Source organism: Planctobacterium sp. AWH2_060 (assembly GCF_056158425.1).
This window is the reverse complement of the sequence record NZ_JBSWTG010000001.1, coordinates 1,943,126-1,965,263: the sequence shown is the minus strand read 5'-3', so window position 1 is coordinate 1,965,263 and position 22,138 is coordinate 1,943,126. Positions and strand designations below refer to the sequence as shown.

The 22,138-nt window shown below is 45.5% G+C and carries 18 protein-coding genes; 16 read left to right on the top strand and 2 right to left on the bottom strand.

The window, feature by feature from the left end; translation table 11 throughout:
- The first annotated feature begins 54 nt into the window (after nt 1-54).
- The 14 genes from ACXAD8_RS08350 (at nt 55) to ACXAD8_RS08285 (ending at nt 17,861) form a co-directional block, all read left to right on the top strand.
- Nucleotides 55-6,510 carry a FimV/HubP family polar landmark protein gene (locus ACXAD8_RS08350; protein ID WP_475227193.1) on the top strand — a complete coding sequence of 2,152 codons (6,456 nt, stop codon included), beginning with the start codon at nt 55-57 and terminating at the stop codon, nt 6,508-6,510.
- A gap of 60 nt (nt 6,511-6,570) precedes the next feature.
- Nucleotides 6,571-7,368 (top strand): tRNA pseudouridine(38-40) synthase TruA, encoded by a 798-nt coding sequence (gene truA, locus ACXAD8_RS08345; protein ID WP_475227190.1) that lies wholly within the window; start codon nt 6,571-6,573, stop codon nt 7,366-7,368.
- A 223-nt stretch (nt 7,369-7,591) separates the two neighbouring features.
- Nucleotides 7,592-8,455, top strand: a complete 864-nt coding sequence (gene accD / locus ACXAD8_RS08340; protein ID WP_475227188.1) for an acetyl-CoA carboxylase, carboxyltransferase subunit beta — start codon at nt 7,592-7,594, stop codon at nt 8,453-8,455.
- A 6-nt stretch (nt 8,456-8,461) separates the two neighbouring features.
- Complete coding sequence (gene folC, locus ACXAD8_RS08335; protein WP_475227185.1) at nt 8,462-9,733, top strand: bifunctional tetrahydrofolate synthase/dihydrofolate synthase; 1,272 nt, start codon at nt 8,462-8,464, stop codon at nt 9,731-9,733.
- A gap of 32 nt (nt 9,734-9,765) precedes the next feature.
- A complete protein-coding gene (locus ACXAD8_RS08330; protein WP_475227183.1) occupies nt 9,766-10,365 on the top strand; it encodes an SPOR domain-containing protein in 600 nt (199 codons plus the stop codon).
- A gap of 94 nt (nt 10,366-10,459) precedes the next feature.
- Nucleotides 10,460-10,951 carry a CvpA family protein gene (locus ACXAD8_RS08325; RefSeq protein ID WP_475227180.1) on the top strand — a complete coding sequence of 164 codons (492 nt, stop codon included), beginning with the start codon at nt 10,460-10,462 and terminating at the stop codon, nt 10,949-10,951.
- A 9-nt stretch (nt 10,952-10,960) separates the two neighbouring features.
- Nucleotides 10,961-12,487, top strand: coding sequence for an amidophosphoribosyltransferase (purF, locus tag ACXAD8_RS08320; RefSeq protein ID WP_475227177.1), 1,527 nt, complete (start codon nt 10,961-10,963; stop codon nt 12,485-12,487).
- Between the two features lie 77 nt (nt 12,488-12,564).
- Nucleotides 12,565-13,287 carry a YebC/PmpR family DNA-binding transcriptional regulator gene (locus tag ACXAD8_RS08315; RefSeq protein ID WP_475227175.1) on the top strand — a complete coding sequence of 241 codons (723 nt, stop codon included), beginning with the start codon at nt 12,565-12,567 and terminating at the stop codon, nt 13,285-13,287.
- A gap of 122 nt (nt 13,288-13,409) precedes the next feature.
- On the top strand, nt 13,410-13,832 hold the full coding sequence (locus ACXAD8_RS08310) for a CBS domain-containing protein (RefSeq protein WP_475227173.1): 423 nt from the start codon (nt 13,410-13,412) through the stop codon (nt 13,830-13,832).
- Between the two features lie 6 nt (nt 13,833-13,838).
- The gene (locus tag ACXAD8_RS08305; RefSeq protein ID WP_475227170.1) at nt 13,839-14,726 is read left to right on the top strand and encodes a 2-keto-4-pentenoate hydratase; all 888 of its coding nucleotides are present in this window, start codon (nt 13,839-13,841) and stop codon (nt 14,724-14,726) included.
- Nucleotides 14,719-15,558, top strand: coding sequence for a sulfurtransferase (locus tag ACXAD8_RS08300; RefSeq protein ID WP_475227167.1), 840 nt, complete (start codon nt 14,719-14,721; stop codon nt 15,556-15,558). Before ACXAD8_RS08305 ends, ACXAD8_RS08300 begins: the two co-directional genes overlap by 8 nt.
- The gene (locus tag ACXAD8_RS08295; RefSeq protein WP_475227164.1) at nt 15,558-16,235 is read left to right on the top strand and encodes a DNA alkylation repair protein; all 678 of its coding nucleotides are present in this window, start codon (nt 15,558-15,560) and stop codon (nt 16,233-16,235) included. Before ACXAD8_RS08300 ends, ACXAD8_RS08295 begins: the two co-directional genes overlap by 1 nt.
- A gap of 5 nt (nt 16,236-16,240) precedes the next feature.
- Nucleotides 16,241-16,717 carry a copper chaperone PCu(A)C gene (locus tag ACXAD8_RS08290; protein WP_475227161.1) on the top strand — a complete coding sequence of 159 codons (477 nt, stop codon included), beginning with the start codon at nt 16,241-16,243 and terminating at the stop codon, nt 16,715-16,717.
- Nucleotides 16,718-16,730: 13 nt separating this feature from the next.
- On the top strand, nt 16,731-17,861 hold the full coding sequence (locus ACXAD8_RS08285; RefSeq protein ID WP_475227159.1) for an alanine racemase: 1,131 nt from the start codon (nt 16,731-16,733) through the stop codon (nt 17,859-17,861).
- Between the two features lie 326 nt (nt 17,862-18,187).
- On the opposite strand, the gene ACXAD8_RS08280 is transcribed toward ACXAD8_RS08285, so the two are convergent.
- Nucleotides 18,188-19,540, bottom strand: a complete 1,353-nt coding sequence (locus ACXAD8_RS08280; RefSeq protein WP_475227157.1) for a hypothetical protein — start codon at nt 19,538-19,540, stop codon at nt 18,188-18,190.
- Nucleotides 19,541-19,672: 132 nt separating this feature from the next.
- Between ACXAD8_RS08280 and ACXAD8_RS08275 the strand changes: the two genes are divergently transcribed.
- Both ACXAD8_RS08275 and ACXAD8_RS08270 read left to right on the top strand, forming a co-directional pair.
- Nucleotides 19,673-20,644 carry an MBL fold metallo-hydrolase gene (locus tag ACXAD8_RS08275; protein ID WP_475227155.1) on the top strand — a complete coding sequence of 324 codons (972 nt, stop codon included), beginning with the start codon at nt 19,673-19,675 and terminating at the stop codon, nt 20,642-20,644.
- A gap of 91 nt (nt 20,645-20,735) precedes the next feature.
- A complete protein-coding gene (locus tag ACXAD8_RS08270; protein WP_475227153.1) occupies nt 20,736-20,918 on the top strand; it encodes a hypothetical protein in 183 nt (60 codons plus the stop codon).
- A gap of 40 nt (nt 20,919-20,958) precedes the next feature.
- Here the strand turns inward: ACXAD8_RS08270 and ACXAD8_RS08265 are convergent, their stop codons facing one another.
- A complete protein-coding gene (locus ACXAD8_RS08265; RefSeq protein ID WP_475227150.1) occupies nt 20,959-22,041 on the bottom strand; it encodes a hypothetical protein in 1,083 nt (360 codons plus the stop codon).
- Nucleotides 22,042-22,138: the final 97 nt, after the last annotated feature.

Genomic DNA, 22,138 nt, shown 5'->3' with positions numbered 1-22,138 from the left:
CTGTTAATTTTCTCCAGCTCCTTTAGTGCAACCGCACAACAGCCTGCAGACCAGTTGATTGAAATTCGCGGGGCAAAGAACTCAACCGAACAATACTCTGGTGCAACTTATGGTCCGATAGACTCGGACGATACTTTATGGCGTATTGCTGACCGATACCGAAAGAATAAAAACCTGAGTATCTATCAGGTAATGGTGGCCATTTATGAACTCAATAAAGAGGCGTTTGCCACTGATAATCTTAATACGCTGAAAAACGGCGCTATGCTGCGCTTGCCATCGGAGCGCTACATAGCGCGCATTGATGCGCAAAATGCCAAAATCAAATCTGAACAGGATGATGATGCCTGGTCTCCCGAGTCGCAACCTGGACAGTCTTTGGTAAACCTGAAACCTCCGGTTAAATTGGTGAACCGGGATGATCTGGCCGAAACTAAAACCGAAATTGAATCTCGACTCAATCGAATTAACGAAGAACAACAAGCCCAATTCAATGCTATCCGGCAACAATTTGCCGAGTCTATCACCAGCGTCGAATCCTTATTAGATGAAAATCGCAAGATCTTTGATCGCCTTGATACAGTGAATCAGGAAATTGATCAGTTAAGAGAGCGGGCCAGCCAAGATCAAATAGAACAATCACAGATGTTGCAAATCCAGCAAGAAATGCTGGAGCTGTTAACCCCCAAACCTGAAGAGGAGAAGTCACTAGACTTGTCGTTCTTCACCTCCGACATCTTCATTATTATTGCTTCCCTGGTATTGACACTGTCTGCATTGGCGGGCATGACCATGTTCCTGTTAAAACGCAAGGGAGATGATGCACCAGCCATTGAGACCGCTGCGCCAGCACCGGCCCCTGAAGTTGCCAGTAAAATTAGCGAAGAAACCGATGTTCTGGATGAGTTGTCAACGGACACCATAGATGATGCTGGAGACGATGACTGGGCTGATGATGATCTGTTTGGTGATGATGATCTATTGCAGGACGAATTTGCCGAAGAGCTGGATGACTCGCTGGATAAAGTTCTCGAAGAAGAGATGGGCAGCTTTGATGAAGTCGATGACGACATGCTGGTGTCGGATGATGATGAGTTTGGTGAATCTGATGGCGGCTTATTGGATCAAGATGATCTGGATGATTTGTTTGCATCAGATGAAAGCGAATCCGATTCAGTGGAATTATCTGAAGCCGAAGAGATGCCCGACGACATTCTGGATGAATTCAGTGAAGAGGTGGCTGACGATGACGTTGGCGATCTGGATGATTTATTGGACGAAGCTGGAAGTGACTTTGATGAAATCGAAGAGAGTATCGATGATATTGTCGAGGCTGCCACTGACAGTGACGTTGAATCCGAAGTTGCAGCGGAGCCTGAAGCAGAACCTGAGGAGCAAGTTGAGTCTGAGCCAGCGCCAGCAAATAAAGTTCTGGAAAAACAGCAGGCTGACGAATTTGATGCCGAAGAAGTATTGGGTATTAGTGATGACAGCCTGTTAAATGACGATGCCGTTGAAAAATTAGAAGACAGTATCGAACAGCAAAATGAGCAACTGGATAACATAACCGACGAGTTAACCGAAGAGCTACAGGATGCTCCGGATAAAAAACCCGGTGATCCGGATGTCGCCATTGACGAACCAGAGCAGGCATTTGGTGATGATCAGGTCTTTGGTGATGACGAAGTTTTCGGTGATGAAAACGAGATATCAGATGAGTCTGAACCAGATGATTTGTTTGCTGAAGACAGTGACGAACTCGTTGCTCCAGAAGACGAATTAGACACCATAGTTGCTAACCAACCAGATACCGATGTTGAATCTGTGCAAGATGAATTGGCAGATGAATTACTGGCTGAACTGGGTATTGAGGAAGTCAACGATGAGGCTGACAGTACTCAGGATGACCTCGCGGATGAGCTATTGGCCGAACTGGGAGTTGATGACGATGAAGAAGATTCTGCAGAGCCAGACAGCACGCAGGATGATCTCGCGGATGAGCTATTAGCCGAACTGGGAGTTGATGACGATGAAGAAATATCTGCGGAACCTGACAACACGCAGGATGAGCTAGCGGATGAGCTATTAGCCGAACTGGGAGTTGATGACGATGAAGAAATATCTGCGGAACCTGACAACACTCAGGATGATTTAGCGGATGAGTTATTGGCTGAATTGGGTGTCGATGACAATGAAGAGGTCTCCTCAGAACCAGACAGCACTCAGGATGATTTAGCAGATGAGTTGTTGGCCGAACTGGATGTCGATGACGCCGCAGACACTGCTGAAGAAGCAGACAAGATCCCAGATGATTTAGCCGATGAGTTAATGGCTGAAACAGATTTGGATGACGCCGCAGAGACTGCCGAGGAAGCAGACCGGATCCCGGATGATTTAGCCGATGAGTTAATGGCTGAAACAGATTTGGATGACGCAGCAGAGACTGCCGAGGAAGCCGACAGGATCCCGGATGATTTAGCCGATGAGTTAATGGCTGAAACAGATTTGGATGACGCCGCAGCAGAGACTGCCGAGGAAGCAGACAGGATCCCGGATGACTTAGCCGATGAGTTAATGGCTGAAACAGATTTGGATGACGCAGCAGAGACTGCCGAGGAAGCAGACAGGATCCCGGATGATTTAGCCGATGAATTAATGGCTGAAACAGAATTGGATGATGCTGCAGAGACTACCGAGGAAGCAGACCGGATCCCGGATGATTTAGCCGATGAATTAATGGCTGAAACAGAATTGGATGATGCCGCAGAGACTGCCGAAGAAGCAGACCGGATCCCAGATGATTTAGCCGATGAATTGCTGGCCGAACTTGACGATGAAACCAGCGCATCAGAAGCTGATGAAAATGAGTTAGATGATGATCTCAGTGCTATTGATGAGACTGATATTGAACCAGTTCAGGACCCCGAATCACTGATTGATAATAGTGATCAGTTGGCAACTGAATCTATGATTGATTCTGAAGGTGAAGTGCTTTCAGAGGAACAAGAAACTGATGAAAGCCCCGCTGAATCGGATGAAACTCTTGAAGACAGTGCTGAAGAGCCTGATACTGACGAAGCAGAAGCAGAAGCAGAAGCAGAAGCAGAAGCAGAAGCAGAAGCAGAAGCAGAAGCAGAAGCAGAAGCAGAAGCAGAAGCAGAAGCGCCCGACTATCCTATCAATGAGTTGTCAGAAGACGACTACCACCAATTATTAGATGCGCTGGGTTCAGAAGAGACTGATAGCGGCGAAGATGCCGACACCAGCAAGCTGTTCAGTGGCGAACTTTCCCTGGAGGATATTCCAGACATTTCTTCAGAAGACTTTGGGGCGTCTTCGACTGATGATGCTGTCGAGGTGCAAATAGCGGATCCCGATGAGCTTTCTCTTGATGATATCCCCGAGATTAATGAAGACGCGTTTAGTGCTCCAAAAGCGGGAAATGAAATCACTGAACCTGAGTCTGAGAGTGACTCCCTGGCTGAATTTCCCAGCGAGTTTGTCGATGACGATCTGTTGCAACCAGAACTGGTTGAAGACGACGAACCTGGTTCTGTGGTCGAAGTTGAAGAAACTGGGGATACAGACGAAGTCGCTGAACCAGCAACTGAGTTAGCATTAGAAGATGACGACTTAGAAGATTCTCTGGATATCGAAGATATATCTGAGCCAGAGTTATTAAGCGACGAAGCCGAGCTTATTGACGATGAGCTGGTTGATGAAGATTTGGAAGGGTCATTACTGGAAGAGCCGTTATCAGATGAGCCAATACTGGAAGACGCATTGGAGGCGGAGAGTGAACCAGAGTTAGTTGCAGATGAGCCGGCAGAGCTCAGCCTGGAAGAAGCTACCGAAATCACTGAAACACCAGAAATCGAAGAATCATCTGAGCCAGAATTATTAGGCGATGAAGCCGAGCTTATTGACGAAGATCTGATTGACGACGTGCTGGTTGACGAAGATTTGGAAGAGTCTTTGCAGGAAGAGCCGCTATCAGAAGAGCCAACACTGCAAGACGCACCGGAGGCGGAGAGTGAACCAGAGTTAGTTGCAGATGAGCCGGCAGAGCTCAGCCTGGAAGAAGCCTCCGAAATCACTGAAACACCAGAAATCGAAGAATCATCTGAGCCAGAATTATTAAGCGACGAAGCAGATCTGGCTGACGAAGAGTTGCTTGATGAAGAGCTGGCTGATGAAGACTTGGAAGAGTCTTTGCTGGAAGAGCCTATATCAGAAGAGCCAACACTGGAAGATGCACCGGAGGCGGAGAGTGAACCAGAGTTAGTTGCAGATGAGCCGGCAGAGCTCAGCCTGGAAGAAGCTACCGAAATCACTGAAACACCAGAAATCGAAGAATTATCTGAGCCAGAATTATTAGGCGATGAAGCCGAGCTGATTGACGAAGATCTGATTGACGACGTGCTGGTTGATGAAGATTTAGAAGAGTCTTTGCTGGAAGAGCCGCTATCAGAAGAGCTGCAACCAGAAGAGCCAACTCTGGAAGAAACTTCGGAAACAGAAAGTGAACCAGAGTTAGTTGCAGATGATGAGCCGGAAGAATTCAGTCTTGAAGAAGCAAGCGAAGTCGCTGAAACACCAGAAATCGAAGAGTCATCTGAGCCTGAGTTATTAAGTGACGAAGATGATTTGCTTGATGAAGAGCTGGCAGACGAAGATATAGAAGAATCTTTGCTGGAAGAGCCTATATCAGAAGAGCCAACACTGGAAGAAACTCCTGAAACAGAAAGTGAACCAGAGCTAGTTGCAGATGAGTCGGAAGAATTCAGCCTTGAGGACGATATCGAAGTCGCGGAAACTCCGGATATTGAAGAAGCATCTGAGCCAGAATTATTAAGCGACGAAGATGATTTACTTGACGAAGTGCTGGCTGATGAAGATTTAGAAGAATCTTTGCTGGAAGAGCCGCTATCAGAAGAGCATACACTGGAAGAAACTCCTGAAACAGAAAGTGAACCAGAGCTAGTTGCAGAAGAGCCGAAAGAATTAAGCCTTGAGGACGATGCCGAAGTCGCTGAAACACCGGAGATGGAAGAAGCCGCTGAGCCAGAGTTATTGAGCGATGAAGATGAGCTGATTGACGAAGAGCTGGCTGACGAAGATACAGAGGAATCTTTGCTGGAAGAGGTTCCGGCAGAAAATGATATTACTGAAACATCCGAAGCTATTGAGCAAGGGTTAGCTGATGAGGATGACACATTACTTGATGCAATTGATGATCTGGAAGCTGAGGCTGAAGCAGAGCCGTCTGTAGCTGAAGACGAAACTGATGAATTCGATGAAGCACTTGCTGAATTTTCTGAAGGTGCAGAACAAAGAGCCGATCCTGAAAACGACATCGGCGATTTAGACGAAATATACGGATATAAAGATACCAGTGTCGATTTTGATGATCAGGATGATACTCACAAGAATATCTCGGTAAACGATCTCACTCTGGGTGATGACGAACCTTCTGAACATGAGCCTGAAGCTGATGCTGCTGTAAATGAAGACTCGGACACAGTCGAAACAGATGATGAAGGTTTAACGGACGATGATCTTGAGGCCGCTTTTTTAGAGCAGGGTGACGAAGAGAGTTTAATTGATAACGATTTAGATGATTTGCCGGGTCTTGGAGAATGGTTAGGCGAAGAAGATGAGGAAGATAATCTAGAAGCATCTGAAGACGTTAGTCTGGAAAGCTGGGCGAACGAAAAAGACGAAAGTGCTGCCAAACCTAAAGTGGTTAAAGATGTCGAATCAGATATTGATGATACTTTAGATGATATCCCTTCTTTTGGTGCTGATGCTTCTGAGGAAAACCTGGATGGCAATGCAGATAATACGGTCTCTGCAGAAGAGCCTGATGAGTTTGAATTTGAGACGACAGATGATGACTTTGATGAGCTCGCTGAAGCTTTAACCGAGGTCGATGACAGTGATGAGCCTCTGGAGGGGGATGACAACGCCGCATTAGAAGAATTAGAAAACGCCAGTTTTGAAGATATTTTAGGCAGCATTGATGATGCCCTGGATGATGCAGATATCTCTGCGGTCAATGAAGAGACGGCGGATGATAAAACACCGGATTTCCCAGAGAATCCCGATATCGACCTGGCTGCTTTGTTGTCTGACGAGGATGAGGACACAGCAGACATTATCGAATCCGAACCAGAGCTGGGCATGCAGGGTGACGATGATCTGGACGATGAGTTCCTGGATGTGGAAAGACTTTTAGAAGAAAGTCTGGAAGACGATGAACAACCTTTGTCAGAAAGAGAACTTAACATTGATGTTAATCTGGAGGAGTTCACCGGTGTAGCGTCAGATGACGATATGATCGATGTGGATAAGGACCAGGGAATTAATGCTAAACTGGATCTGGCCCATGCTTATCTTGAGATTGATGATGCCGAATCGGCAGAGTCGCTATTGAATGAAGTGCTTGAAACAGGTTCCGAAGAACAGAAGCAAGAAGCCAGTGAAATTTTGGCTCGATTGAAGCGATAGCTTTGAAACTCATTCGATATTCTTTTAACATGCAGCGCTTTTTATCATATCAGTAATGTCATGGCACGAATTGCATTAGGTATAGAATACAACGGCGCAGCTTATTTTGGTTGGCAAAGACAACGAGAAGTCGACAGTGTCCAGCAAAAGCTGGAAGAAGCACTTGCCGTTATTGCTCAGCAGAAAATAGATGTAGTTTGCGCCGGACGCACAGATGCCGGTGTACATGCGACTAATCAGGTAGTGCATTTCGACACGGATGTGCAGCGGCCCGACAAGGCCTGGACTATGGGTAGCAATGCTAATTTACCTGACACTATCGCTGTTAAATGGGCAAAACAAGTTCCGGAAGATTTTCATGCTCGTTTCTCGGCAACGGCCAGGCGCTATCGCTACGTTATCCACAATGTACGCTTGAGAACCGGAATATTCCTGCAAGGCGTCACTCATTTCTACCATTCTCTTGATGCCGATAAAATGCATCGCGCCGCGCAATGTTTGCTTGGAGAACAAGATTTTTCAGCCTTTCGGGCGGCTCTTTGCCAATCGCGCACTCCTTATCGCAACCTGCATCACATTCATGTAATTCGACAGGGTGATTATGTGGTGATCGACGTAAAAGCCAACGCCTTTGTACATCACATGGTTCGCAATATTGCTGGTAGCCTGATGGCAGTAGGATGTGGTGAGCAGTCAGAGCAGTGGATTGCTGAGCTATTGGCCAGCAAAGACAGAACCCAGGCGGCTGCTACCGGCAAGCCAAATGGTTTATACCTGGTGGATGTAGATTATCCGCAGGAGCTTGCGCTACCTCAGAAGCCGTTAGGTCCATTATTTCTGCCAGATGAGCTGTGGTAATAAGCTTATTTTAAGCGACGTTCGACAAATTTAGTTAACATCTTAGACCACATTGTTATTTTAATACTGTTAGAATGTGGCAAAATACGTTGCAGAACGCTTAATTTAGAACCCTATTTTTGATAAGAGCAACATCTTGTAGCAAGGAAATGAGTTGAATTTCTGTAATATTGCTTTGATTTGCTGTTATCTTGCGAATTAATAAGTGAGAGAATCAAATTCAATGAGCTGGATCCAAAAGATACTGCCAAAAACCCAATCAGCTGTAAAAAGTAACGTACCGGAAGGTATTTGGACCAAGTGCGGGAAATGTAATGCCGTACTCTACAAAGTTGAATTAGAGAAACAACTGGAAGTGTGTCCAAAATGTGATAATCACATGCGCATCAGCGCCAGATCACGACTGAACAACTTCCTTGACCAGGGCGAGAGAACTGAACTGGGTTCAGAACTTGAGCCGCAGGACATTTTGAAATTTAAAGATTCAAAGCGCTACAAAGATCGCATTGCCAGCGCACAAAAAGCATCTAACGAAAAAGATGCTCTGGTTGTGATGAAAGGTAAATTACATGGTAAACCCGTCGTTGCTGCAGCCTTTGAATTCAGTTTCATGGGAGGCTCTATGGCTTCGGTGGTTGGTGCGCGATTTGTCAAAGGCGTAGAAGCTGCCCTGGCTAATAATACTCCTTTCATTTGTTTCTCTGCCAGTGGCGGTGCGCGTATGCAAGAAGCCCTGTTGTCGCTGATGCAAATGGCGAAAACCAGTGCTGCTTTAGCGAAAATGAGCGAAAAAGGTCTGCCTTATATTTCTGTATTAACCGATCCTACGATGGGCGGTGTATCGGCCAGTTTAGCCATGTTAGGTGATGTCAATGTTGCCGAGCCGGGCGCGCTAATCGGTTTTGCCGGGCCACGAGTAATTGAGCAAACCGTAAGAGAAACACTTCCTGATGGTTTCCAGCGCAGCGAATTTTTGTTGGAAAAAGGTGCCATAGACATGATCGTTGATCGCCGTAATATGCGCCAAAAGCTTTATAGTTTGTTAGACAAAATGCATCACAGCACTGATGCAGTGAAACAAGCGTAACCTGCCTTGAGTGAACATCATCAGCACCCTGCAAATCTGGCAGGGTGGTTGAGCTATCTGGAACAAATTCATCCAGCGCAAATTGATATGGGGCTGGATCGGGTTGCCGAAGTCTATGCCAGGCTCAACCTCAATTTCGACTTTGCCACCGTTATTATGGTGGGCGGCACCAACGGCAAGGGCTCCACTTGTCGTTTTTTGGAGTTGATTGCTCAACAAATGGGCTTATCAACTGCGGTCTACAGTTCACCTCATATTATTGATTATCGGGAAAGAGTGCGTGTTAACCAGGCGCTGTTATCCGAAGAAGACCATTGCCGGGCGTTTTCCGCCGTAGAAGCGGCGCGTAAGAGCACCTCGTTGACTTATTTTGAGTTTGGTACGCTTGCCGCTATGCAGCTGATGGCTGGACTCAGACCCGACGTCGTTATCCTGGAAGTTGGCTTAGGCGGTCGTCTGGATGCAGTAAATATTGTTGAACCAGACGTTTCTGTTATTACCACCATCGATTTGGATCATCAGGCCTGGTTGGGCAATACCAGGGAGCAAATCGGTTTTGAAAAAGCCGGTATAATGCGTCCCAATAAGCCCTGTATTGTCGGGGAGTTAGATGCGCCTGAAACGTTAAAACAGCACGGTGAAAAAATTGCTGCTGATTTGTATTTTCGCGAAGGTGATTTTCAGGTAAATCAAAGCCAACAGGAATGGTCTCTGACTGGAACTATTGGTGAACAGGCCTTTGTGATAAATGAACTGCCAGTGGGCAACTTACCCGTGCAAAATGCGGCAACGGCTTTGTTTACAGCCAAACTGTTGAACTGGAATTTGAGTGATAGCCAGTTCCGGCAGCTAATCGCCAACGCATCACTTCCAGGAAGGATGGAGAGGCTGGCTCATAGCAAAAACATAATCCTTGATGTTGCTCACAACCCTCAGGCTACCGCCTATTTGCGTTCGCGCATAGACGCTTTGCCGTATCGACGTTTGATTTTTATTCTTGGTATGTTGTCTGATAAAGACTCCAGAGCGAGCCTGGAGGCATTTCACGATTTGTCAGCAACCTGGTTTGTTACACCGTTAGATTGTCCACGTAGCGCTACTGCTGAAGCTCTGCAAGCAGTACTAATCAAACAGGAACAATCTGTCAAAGTGTGTGAATCGGTTGAACAAGCCTGTCAACAAGCGTTAGAATCTGCCAGCGATCCCAATGACCTTATCGTTGGATTTGGATCGTTTTATACTGTTTCAGCCATAAAACAAGCACTAACTACACAATAGCAGTTCGATATTCAGAAAACAGGAAGCATATTTTGGCCACAGCATTTCAAAACCGATTGGTAGGAACCATCATTATTGTGGCGCTGGCTGTTATCTTTTTGCCTGAGTTATTGGACGGAGAAAAGCGCCATAGCCAGGACCGATTTGAAGCTATTCCAAAACGTCCTCCTATGAAGAATGTGACTTCGCCAGACGAGTTTCCCTTTAAAAAAGTACAGGATGCGGTGACCCGAGAAGTGGTTATTGTTGATGAGCGAGCAGTAGATGAACCCGATGAGGGCGTAACCGATACCAATGACAACACGGCTATCGCAAACAACGCCGCGTCTTCGCAAGCAAGCCAGGCTCAACCTGATGCACCAATAATGGAGCCCAAACAAGAGCAAATTCAGTCAGGTTGGGTGGTACAACTGGGAAGCTTTAAACACAGCAAAAATGTCAAAGATCTGCTGCGTAAGCTGGAGCAAGCAGGTTACAGGGCCTTTACCAGACCCATCCAGACCAGTTCAGGAACCCTCACCAAGGTATTTGTGGGTCCAGATTTGGATGACGGCAAGTTAAAAACGGCCATCCCCCATTTAAAAGAAGTCACCGGGTTACAGGGTAAACTGACGCCTTTTACCGTTGATTAAAACAAGACATCAGTGCCTGGCTTTGTTAAAATGCGCGCCGATTTCTGTGCAATACCCAAAGGGTGCGCTGTCCCTATGCTAGAAAAAGATAATAATGAACTGGATTGATTTCGCTATACTTGCCGTACTGATATTCTCTACGGTTATTAGCCTTGTCAGAGGTTTTCTGAAAGAAGCCATTTCTCTTGCTATCTGGTTTACGGCTTTTATGTTAGCCAGTTTTTTCTATGCTGACCTGGCAATTTACCTCACCTGGTTTCAGGACCAAATCCTAAAAAATGCGGTAGCAATCGCGATTCTCTTTGTCAGCACCCTGCTACTGGGGGGCTTGATCAATTACCTGATATCAAGATTAGTTATTTTTACTGGTTTGAGCGGCACTGATCGCGCGCTTGGGCTGGTGTTCGGAATGTTAAGAGGAGTGCTTATTTGTAGTGCAGTGTTGTTCTTTTTAGACGCCTTCACACCAGCACCTTCTTCGGATTGGTGGAAGTCCTCTCTGCTGATCCCTGAGTTTGCATTTATTATCGAATGGTTTTTTGAGTATCTGCAAAATTCATCTAGTTTTATTAGTCCCACTGTATAGGATCCCAATATGTGCGGAATCGCCGGCATTGTAAGTCATAACCCCGTTGCTCAAGAATTATTTGATGCGTTAACCGTGTTGCAACACCGCGGCCAGGATGCTGCCGGAATGATTACTGTAGATAGCAGTATGTTTCATTTACGCAAGGCAAATGGCCTGGTCAGGGATGTGTTTCGCAATCGTCACATGCAGAGATTAACCGGTAACCTGGGAATAGCCCACGTGCGTTACCCGACGGCAGGTTCTTCCAGTTCAGCAGAAGCTCAGCCGTTCTATGTCAACTCTCCTTACGGTATTGCTCTGGCACACAATGGCAACCTGACCAATGCCGTGTCGTTGCAAAAAGAAGTGCTGCAGTTGGCAAAGCGTCATATCAACACCACATCTGACTCAGAGTTACTGCTAAACATTTTGGCTGATGAGTTGCAAAAAGCTGAAGGTTTGTCGTTACAGCCTGCCGATATTTTCGAAGCGGTTAGCAATGTGCATCGACGTGTTAAAGGCGCGTATGCGGTTGTTGCAGCGATTATTGGCAACGGCATGTTGGCCTTCCGAGACCCTCATGGAATACGTCCACTGGTACTGGGCAAGCGCACTACCGAGCAGGGCGATGAATATATGGTGGCGTCAGAGAGTGTGGCACTGGATTCCGTAGAGTTTCAGTTTATCCGCGATGTTGCACCGGGAGAGGCTGTGTACATTACGGAAGATGGGCAACTGTTTACTCAACAATGTGCCGATAATCCTACTCACGTTCCCTGTATTTTTGAGTTTGTTTATTTTGCACGTCCAGACTCTTTTATTGATGGCATTTCAGTGTACGCATCACGCGTCAATATGGGTAAGAAACTGGGACAGAAAATAGCACAGCAATGGGGCGAGTTAGACATTGATGTGGTCATTCCTATTCCGGAAACTTCAATTGATATTGCGTTGCAAATAGCCCAGGAGCTGGACTTGCCGTATCGTCAGGGCTATGTGAAAAACCGTTATATTGGCCGTACTTTTATTATGCCGGGGCAGTCGCAACGACGTAAATCAGTACGCAGAAAGCTCAATGCCATTAAGTCAGAATTTAAAGGCAAAAATGTCCTGTTGGTGGATGATTCTATTGTACGTGGAACCACTTCTGAGCAAATCATTGAAATGGCACGTGAAGCTGGCGCCAAAAAAGTGTATTTTGCTTCTGCGGCACCTGAGATTCGCTTCCCCAATGTGTATGGTATCGACATGCCATCGCCAAATGAGCTGATTGCTTATGGCAGGGAAGTAGAGGATATTTGCGAGTCCATCAAAGCTGACGGCCTGATTTATCAGGATATCGAAGATCTGCGTCAGGCAGTAAGCGCCGAAAACAATGCCATCAGGAATTTTGAAATGTCGGTGTTTAACGGTGATTATATTACCGGTGATGTTACTCAGGAATATCTGGAATCTTTGGATAAAGCACGTAATGATGATGCAAAAGGTCAACACGCCGAAGATGAATTGACTAACCTGGACGTGCATAATATGTCCAATGAGAGCCATGGCTAATCACTAAAAAGATAGTAAGTGGATTAGTCAGAGCAAAATGCTTTATATAAATTTAAATAAATAAGACAGAGTTTAATATGGGAAGAAGTTTCGAAGTTCGCAAAGTCGCTATGGCAAAAACGGCGGCTGTTAAAACCAAAGTTTATTCTAAATACGGAAAAGAAATTTACGTATGTGCAAAAAACGGTGGACCGGACCCGTCTGCGAACCTGTCTCTGAAACATCTCATAGACAAAGCCAAAAAGGACCAGGTACCCAGTCACGTTATCGATAAGGCCATCGAAAAAGCCACTGGTGGCGCTGGTGAGGACTTTGTGCCAGCGCGATATGAAGGCTTTGGTCCGGGTAACTGTATGGTAATCGTGGATTGTTTAACAGATAACAACAATCGCACAATTACCGATGTGCGCAACTGCTTTACCAAAACAAATTCCAAAATTGGCGCGCCTGGTGCTGTTGCTCACATGTTTGATCACTATGGAGTATTTGTCTTTGCCGGAGATGACGAAGACGCCGTATTAGAATACCTGATGGAAGCTGATGTTGATGTTGCCGATGTGGAAAGTGAAGATGGCAAAATCACGGTTTTCGTCCCACACACCGAATTTGCCAAAACCAGAAATGCTTTGACTGAATATCAGGCGGACATTGATTTTGAAGTGGAAGAAATCAGTTTTGTGCCGCAAACCAGTGTGGATGTAGAAGGTGACGATGTCCCTGTGTTTGAAAAGTTCATGGATATGCTGAACGATTGTGATGACGTACAAAACGTTTATCACAATGCCGTGATCAAAGACTAATCACCTGTCCGGGCGCGAGCTGCGCGCCCGTATTAATCTGCAACAATTCCCTTCTGCTATTTTTACATTGACATTCCCTGATATAACCGCTTGAATTCGTTAAAAACATTCTGGTTTTTAAGATGAAAGTGAAAGATATCATGAGCCCCAATCCGGTGTGTGTCTCCTCTAACGAGACCATGTGGGCAGTCAAACGGGTATTTGAAAAACATACCTTTCATCACCTGTTGGTGGTGGATGAAGGTGTGCTGACCGGAGTATTGTCGGATCGTGACTACCTCAAGACCGTCAGCCCGCACGTAAAGAGCGGCGCTATCAGCTCTCGTGATCTTGAAACCATGAACAAAAAAGTGCATCAGATCATGTTCCACAAAGTAATTGCTATTGGTGCCAATGAACCGGTTATGAAAGCGGTGATGTTGTTTAATCAAAACAAAATTTCCTGTCTCCCAGTGTTAGAGAATGACAAAGCTGTAGGTATTGTGAGCTGGCGCGATGTTATGCGTTATCTGGAGCAAAGAGTACTGGTGAGACAGCAAGGATAATTAGCAATGTATGGGTTCAAGCTGGGTGTTGTATTGATATTCTGTTTAACTTGGGCAGGGCAAGTTCAGGCAAACTGTTTGGAAGACTCTGAAGTTCTTTTGCTGGCAAAAGGGTTTCCCACAACACCGGTATCGGGACTGAGCAAAATCACTTCGCTTAAAGATGCTTATTGTACTCAGGAAAAGTACGTCAGGCTGTTACAGCTTGATTTAGGTGGAGTCGCTGGCTACAAAGTGGGCTTTACCAGCAAAGCCGGACAGGCAAAATTCAATATTTCGACTCCCGCTACTGGAGTGCTTTTAGATAAAATGCTAATGACAGGTGATATTCGATTACCGCTGGCATTCGGGCACCGCACCTTAATTGAGCCTGACTTTTTAGTAACTATCTCAGATGAAAAAATTATGCAGGCCAGCAGTGCCGGAGACACCTTGTCATATGTAGCCAGCATTCATCCTTTTATTGAGCTGGTAGCTATGCGCTTGCACGAGCAGGAGCCGGTAACCGGCAATAGTCTGGTGGCAATCAATATTGCGGCAACCAAAGCCGCAATCGGACCGGCAATCCCGATAGTAAACTCCGATGAGTTCTACCATAAAATTCCCAAAGTCATTACCCGTTTTACAAATCAGCAAGGCGAAATTATTCAGGAAACCGATGCCAGCGCTTTGATGGGGCATCCAATGGAAGTACTGTATTGGCTCATTCAGGAATTTAAAACTCGCGGTCTGACGCTTAAAGCAGGGCACAAAATCAGTCTGGGGGCCACCGGAAAACTTTTTCCTTTGGGTACTGCAGCTCAGCAATTTACTTATCAATTTATCGGGCTCAGTGAAGACCCCGTAGCACTAACAGTTGCTCTGTATGGTGATAATGGAGCGACCAATGAGTAAAAACCTGATTGATGTTGCAGAATTAAAAGCACTCACTGGCTCTGAAAAGCTGGTGATACTGGATGCCAGCATGGCGTCACCGCTACCCGGTGTCAGTAACGATCTGCAACAGGGATTAATACCTCAGGCACGGCGTTTTGACCTGGAAAAGGTATTTATTGATAACGATAGTACACTCCCGCACACCATGCCTGATGCGGATAAGTTTCAGGAGGAAGCCCGTAAATTGGGTATTAATCAGGATTCCATGATTGTAGTTTATGACAACATGGGCTTGTATTCCTCCCCTCGTGCCTGGTGGATGTTTAAGGCCATGGGGCATAACAATGTTAAGGTGCTAAACGGTGGTCTACCTCAATGGAAAGCCTCTGGAGGTGAAGTTACCGAGACAGAGGTGCCAGTCAAGCCAGGTAATTTTTGTGTTGATCCACAAGCTCTGAGTTTTATCAGCGCTGATGAGTTGCTGGAGCTAATTAATAATCGTGCGGTTAACGTGCTGGATGCGCGCTCTGGACCAAGATTTAACGGCTTAGAAGCGGAGCCGCGAAAAGGTGTGCGCAGCGGCCATATGCCCGGCGCACAGTGTTTGCATTTTCGAGCACTGACTCAGGATGGACAGCTGAAGCCAAACACTGAGCTTACAGTCTTGTTTACGGGATTGCAGCTCCATGCTCAATCGCCAATGGTGTTGACTTGTGGTTCAGGGATTACCGCCTGTATTTTAGCATTAGCTGCAGATGAGCTGAGTTATCAGGATATTCGTGTCTACGATGGTTCCTGGGCAGAGTGGGGTGCCGATGAGCGCTTTCCTGTAGTCGCAGCAGCATCATAATGTTAGCGGAATTGCTGGAACAACAATTACGCGAGCATCAAGACCCCGTCAGAGCGGAAAAGATGCAAGCCTATATGAAAACGCAACAGGCATTTTTTGGTGTGCCAGCGCCATTGCGTAAGGCGTTGTTTAAAGCCGCAAAAAAACAGGTTCCGATCAGCACCCGGGCAGAATATGAACACACTATACTAACGCTGTGGCATGGCAGTCACAGAGAAATGCAGTATCAGGCGCTGGAAGTCGCCGAGTATTACAAGGCTTTTCGAACCAGGGAAAGTTTACCTTTATATGAACAGCTTTTACTCACTGCTGAGAACTGGGACACGGTTGATTGGATCGCTATCACCTTAGTGGGACAGCTGATAAAGGCACACTCTGATTTGGAAGATTCGCTGCTTAAATGGCGAAAACACACTAATTTGTGGTTGCGCAGGGCCTCGTTAATTGCCCAAATTAAACACAAAAAAGACACCAATGTTGCGCTACTGAGTGATACTATTTTGCTCCTCGCTGCAGAGAAGAATTTTTTTATTCGCAAAGCGATTGCATGGACATTAAGGGAGTACAGTAAAACCGATGCAGAATGGGTTTTACATTTCGTTGAGAGTCACAAACACCTGCTTTCCGGCCTAAGTCAAAGGGAAGCATTAAAGTATATCAATAAAAACCGGAGTTAGAATTTATGGGTTTTCTAAAGGGAATTGCCGCTAGTCTTATATTTTGTTCATGGTCATCAACCTTGTTTGCCGGGGATCTGGAGTTTGATGCTGTTAAAGCGACACCCACTTTCGCGTTGGCAAAAATGGGGGCGGTATATGGCACCTTCAAAAATGTTTCAGATACTGAGCTGGAGATCAGCAACTTGCAGGTGTCTGAAGATATTGCGGATGGTGTCGAGTTGCACGAAAGTTATATTAAGAATGATATGGCCAGCATGAAGCAGTTGAATTTACCTTACAGCCTTGAGAGTCAGGAACAACTGGCATTGCGCAAAGGTGGCAAGCACATCATGCTAATTGGGCTAAAGCAACCCTTAGAAGCTGGAATGCAATTTGATCTGACAATCAGTGTAACTGGCCAGCAAGATATTATCGTGCCTGTTGTAGTTGGCGAAGAGCAGCAAAAAGAAAACGCAGGACATCAGCACCATCACCATTAACATGGCAGTTAACATGAATCACCCGTTTCAACAATTAAATACCCCATGCTTATTGCTGGATGAAAATCGATTAAACAACAATATTCAACGGATAAAGGGCAAGGCCAACACACATGGAGTGCGGTTGCGGCCTCATGCCAAAACTGCCAAAAGTGCAGCCATTTTAGAGCGTTTTAACGGCACTGATACGCCGCTTACTGTTTCTACTTTGAAAGAAGCAGAATACTTTTCCGACAAGGGGTTTAACCAGTTGATGTATGCTGTTTGTCTCTCCCCTGACAAGATACCCCGTGTTGCAAGTCTGCTAAAAAAGCAGGTGAATATTACGGTGATTATTGACTCGTTAACCATGGCAGCGGCTATTGCTCAATATGCACAGGAACACGAAGTGCGGTTTTCAGTGGCCATTGAAATTGATTGCGATGGCCACAGAGCCGGGTTGTTACCAGAGGACCCTGTTTTAATTGAATTAGCGCGACAGCTGACAAATGAACACTGGATAGGCTTTTGGGGATTGATGACTCATGGTGGAGGTTCGTATGACTGTCAGCACTGGGAGCAGGTTAAAGCACATGCTTTACAGGAAAGGTCAGCCCTTTTACGAGCTAAAGACAGATTAAATGATAGTCATATCGATTGTCACAATCTGTCATTGGGCTCTACACCCACAGTGGTTGCGGCTGATGATTTTTCCGGTGTCAATGAAATCCGCCCCGGAGTTTTTGTATTCTTTGATTTGTTCCAGGCGCAACTGGGGTCCTGCAAAGAATCTGACATAGCACTTTCAGTATTAGCCACAGTGACTTCTCATAAACCGGAGAGCAATCGTATATTTATTGACGCTGGTGGCCTGGCGTTGTCTAAAGACCGCAGTACTTCCGGCCAGCGTTGTGATTATGGCTATGGAAAAGTCATCAAACTGGATGGTTCTGACTTTGCACAAAATATAGTGGTAACTGAAGTCAATCAGGAGCACGGCGTTGTGCAGTTGCCTGCGGGAGTGGCAATAGCAGAGTTTCCCATCGGCAGTCGGGTGCGAGTCTTACCTAACCATTCCTGCATGACCGCCGCCGCGTATCCGGGTTATTACCTGATTAATGACACCGAGCAATTGCCATGGATAGAACGTTGCAACGGTTGGTAGATACAAGGTTCGAATTGAGCTACAGGGATGTAGTGAATGCCGATTTTGCAGGAGCAAAAATCGGCGAGTCGGACAGCGATGGTTGAATTTGATTTGTGGGTTCGACTTTAGTCGGACAACGGTGGTTGAATTTGGCAGCGGCGTCTGAATAAATTCAGACCTACAAGATTCGAATTGAGCTACAGGGATGTAGTGAATGCCGATTTTGCAGGAGCAAAAATCGGCGAGTCGGACAGCGTTGGTTGAATTTGTTTTGTGGGTTCGACTTTAGTCGGACAACGGTGGTTGAATTTTGTCAGCGTTGTCTGAATAAGTCCCGACCTGTCTTATTCATCTGACCAGGCCGGAATGCAAGGGGCTACTGAAAATTTGTAGCCCAACTCTTGAGAGTTATCTCTTTCAATAACGAAAATGGTATTTTCATCAATGGTGAGTACTCGCTGATTAGCGGCTTTTCTGCATGCGGAAAAGCGATAGGCTTCAAATTGATAAATAAATCCCGCAATGAGTTTATCCAGGGTTCTGGTATTTTTTTCTTCGCTATCTTCTTCTTCGGTTTCTTGCGATGCAACTTCCATTTCTTCCGTGGCGGACTCGGTGAGGGATTGCTCTTCTGTGTCTTGCTGACTTTCACTTGTGGTCACTGTTACGCCGGGAAAAAGAGTTTTGGTTTGGGAGCTTGCCTGCTCCGTGCCCGGTTCAAGCAAACTATCCAGTTGACCAGACTTGATAGTCTCCACCAGTTTGTTTAAGTCCTCATTAGACATGTTGCGCAACATCAGACGCTGCGCTGTGGATATGCCTAATGCATTCAGGGTGGCTTCATCTTCTATTGAAAGAGGCTGTTCACCACTGTTTTTTAACTTTTTGGCAAGCGAGATAAATTCATCTTCAGGCATCTCTGCAATGGCTTGAGCATCGAATATTGGCGTATCGTCAAATACATCCAGTTGCTCCATGTAAGGCTCTAAAAATTGCCACATAACATAAATGAGGCAAGGGATAAATATGATGCGCATCCACATAGTCAGCAACGCGAAAGACTTATCTTGCCACAGGGTTTTCAACCGGATTCGAAACAGACGCAATAGAAAACTGAGAAAGGACCACAAACTCAATAATACAATGGCCGAACCCAGAAAGATGACCGATGCCAGCAAGATCCAAAACGGCAGCATCAGCATAGTGGTAAAGCCCATGGTAAAGACAAACGTCTGCGGTTCAATGCCGGATATGGCATTAATCTTTAGTGCCGATACCGCAAGAGCGATATTGGCCGTTGAGGCATACAAGACAAATAACACACCTTTGCCAAAGGTATGCTCCCAAATCTTCATAAAGATTTGCCATAACTCTCGCAATAAACCAAATCCTGCGACGATACCTACTACTAATAAATAATCGTCATCCTCCTGCGTTTCAGTCAGGAAACTGAGCAACATAGCCGCAGCAATGAAATAGCACCACTGAGAAAAAGTGAGATCTTTAAACTTGTCGGAAAACCAGTTCAGGATCCGCGATGTACGGTTTTTTATAGGGCGCCAGATGGCAGCAAGTGTTTGTTTTAATTTCCCCACGGCCTGAAATGATTGATTTGGAAGTTTGAGTAGCGGGGATTCTGCAGGTTTTTCTTCGTATTGTTCGGCATCGTTTTCATTTTGGGAGTGGGCATTTGTCATAATTATTATTCTCGTTATGGCCTTACGAAGAAAAGTACTGGTATTAGACCATTTGCTAATACTAATTGTAATATTATCGCTACATTATAAAGTAAGGTAAGCGCAATAGTGAATCTGTCGATGGGGAAAAACATGCCAGTCGTGAAATTTTGGGGAACCAGAGGTTCCATTCCAGTGGCCCCCCATGCCCACGCGGTTCGTACTCGTCTGGAGAGTATTCTGGTTAAAGCTATTGATAGCAACCTGGCTGATCATGATGATATTCCCGCATTTTTAAACAGTTTGTCTTTTCCGGAAGTTGCCAGTTATGGTGGCAATACCAGTTGTGTTGAAATAGACACAGGCGAGGGGGATTATGTGTTGTGCGATATGGGCACTGGCTTGAGAGACTTCGGTGCTAACTATATGCGCTATAGTGAGCAACAACGCAGCAAGACTTTTCATCTGTTTTTGTCTCATTTGCACTGGGACCACATTATGGGCTTTCCATTTTTTACTCCTGCTTACATTCCCGGACATAAGATCTGTATTTATGGCTGCCATCAGCAATTGGAAAGTGCGATTAAAGCACAGCACAGTGGACCGGGTTTTCCAGTCAATTTCGATACCCTATCTGCCGACATCGAGTTCCATGTGTTTCAGCCGGGAGATAAATTAACGGTTAATGGCATCGAGGTAGAAGCATTTTTGCAACTCCATGAAGGGGACTCTTTTGGCTACCGCTTTCAGGTGGGGGATAAAAAGTTTGTTTACTCTACAGATTCCGAACACAAGGTAGAAGATCAGGCCCGGCTGGACCGCTTTGTCAACTTTATACAAGGTGCCGACCTGGTGGTGTTTGATGCTATGTATAGCCTGCTTGAAGCTGTAACATTAAAAGAGGATTGGGGACACTCCAGTAACCTCATGGGGGTCGAGTTATGTTTGCGGGCCGAGGCAAAACGGTTGTGTTTGTTTCATCATGATCCTATCCATAGTGATGATGAAATAGATCTCAATTTACAGGAAGCACGGAACTTTGCCTCTCTCATCACATCGAGTGATAAGCAACCTCTTGAGATTCTGGCAGCATGGGATGGTTTGCAGATATCTCTTCAGAATTAACGGAATATAGATTTTTACCACATTGTTGGTTAAAATATTTACAAGTGTTTGTGTGTCAGGGAACCTGACAGCCTTTATTGTCGGAGGAATTATGCAAGTTGGTACACCATCAGGCGTTGCTGAAGGACTAGTGACCATTCAAGGCGCATCTCCAAATCAAAGTGAGCAGGTGAATCGCCAGGCTCAGCAACAGCAGGAAAATCAGGTTCTGGAAACAACCCCTGCTCCTCAACCTACGGGTAATGTTGGGCAAAATGTAGATACTACCGCCTGAGCAGTGGGGCTGTGCTGGGATTAGCTTTAAAGCGATAGGGTTAGGCTGAGTGTTTTATTTCGGGCTCTTGCGCAATCGCTTTTTGGTCAGGCTCATTTTGTTCAGCATTGTTGCTTAAATCATGTGGTGATTTAAAGTCCCAATACCGCTTTAGTCCCAGTTCCTTCATCAAATCCAGAATTTGCAGTTTAACTTCATTGTCGGGCTCAAATTCTTGCACACATTTATAGTATTTGCGCAGCGCCCGGTAGACACGACCTGATTGCTTGTGCAGATCGGCCAACAATAAGTAACGTTCTTTTTGTTCCGCTTTGGTTAACGTACGGATCATGACTTCGGTGTGGGTAATTTCAAAGCTAATCAGTTCAGGGCTTATTTCCAATCGTGCCGCATTGCGTTCCAGCATTTTATGCACCTCAATTGCTTCATTTTTGAGGTTATATTTGTGCGCTACATAAAGCAGGATATTCAGCTGTTTTACATCTAGTTGATGTCTTAGATCGTAGAGCTTTTCGAAATTGGTTAGCAGTGTTTTACCCTGCAATGCCGCCAAACCCAGCAAAATAAAGGGCTTGTACATATTGTATTTAAAAGACCCTTTGGACCAGGTGTTGTTGCGTATGATCTCCACCATGTCATTGTGAATCTTTTGCTCTGAATTTCCATCCAGGTTGCCGCTTAAAGCGGCAAGAGAGTAACAAATCAAACGCACCAAAGAGATATTGTTCTTCAGATCGAATCCGTCAGTTTTAATCGCTTCTTTAGTGTTCAAGTATTCCAGCGCTTTGGTGAGGCCCTGAACTTTCTGCAACAACAATGCGTGACATTCAATCTCATTGGGTTGTAGCTGGTTTTCCTCTAGCTTTTCAAAACAGCGCAAAGCCATTTCTAGTTCGTTTTCATGTAGTTTCTGCAAGGTTTGATAATAGATACAACCTTTGCGTAGGATCTCACAGCCAGTGGCATCATCCAGGGTTTCCATGAATCGATCTTTTTGGCCCGTTGTAAAGCTGATAAACAGTTGCTCCCGGACTTTGTCCGAGCTCAGTGCGATTTTTTCTGAAATATTCCAGGCCAGATCGGGTCTTCGTCCCTGTAATAGCAGCTTGATCTTTAATTCCAATAATTCATCTTTGTGGGTTTCATCAAATTTACTGGGATCAATGCTAACGATGCTTTTAATTAAAACGCTTGGTGATATTTGATTAAGTTTTTTTAAT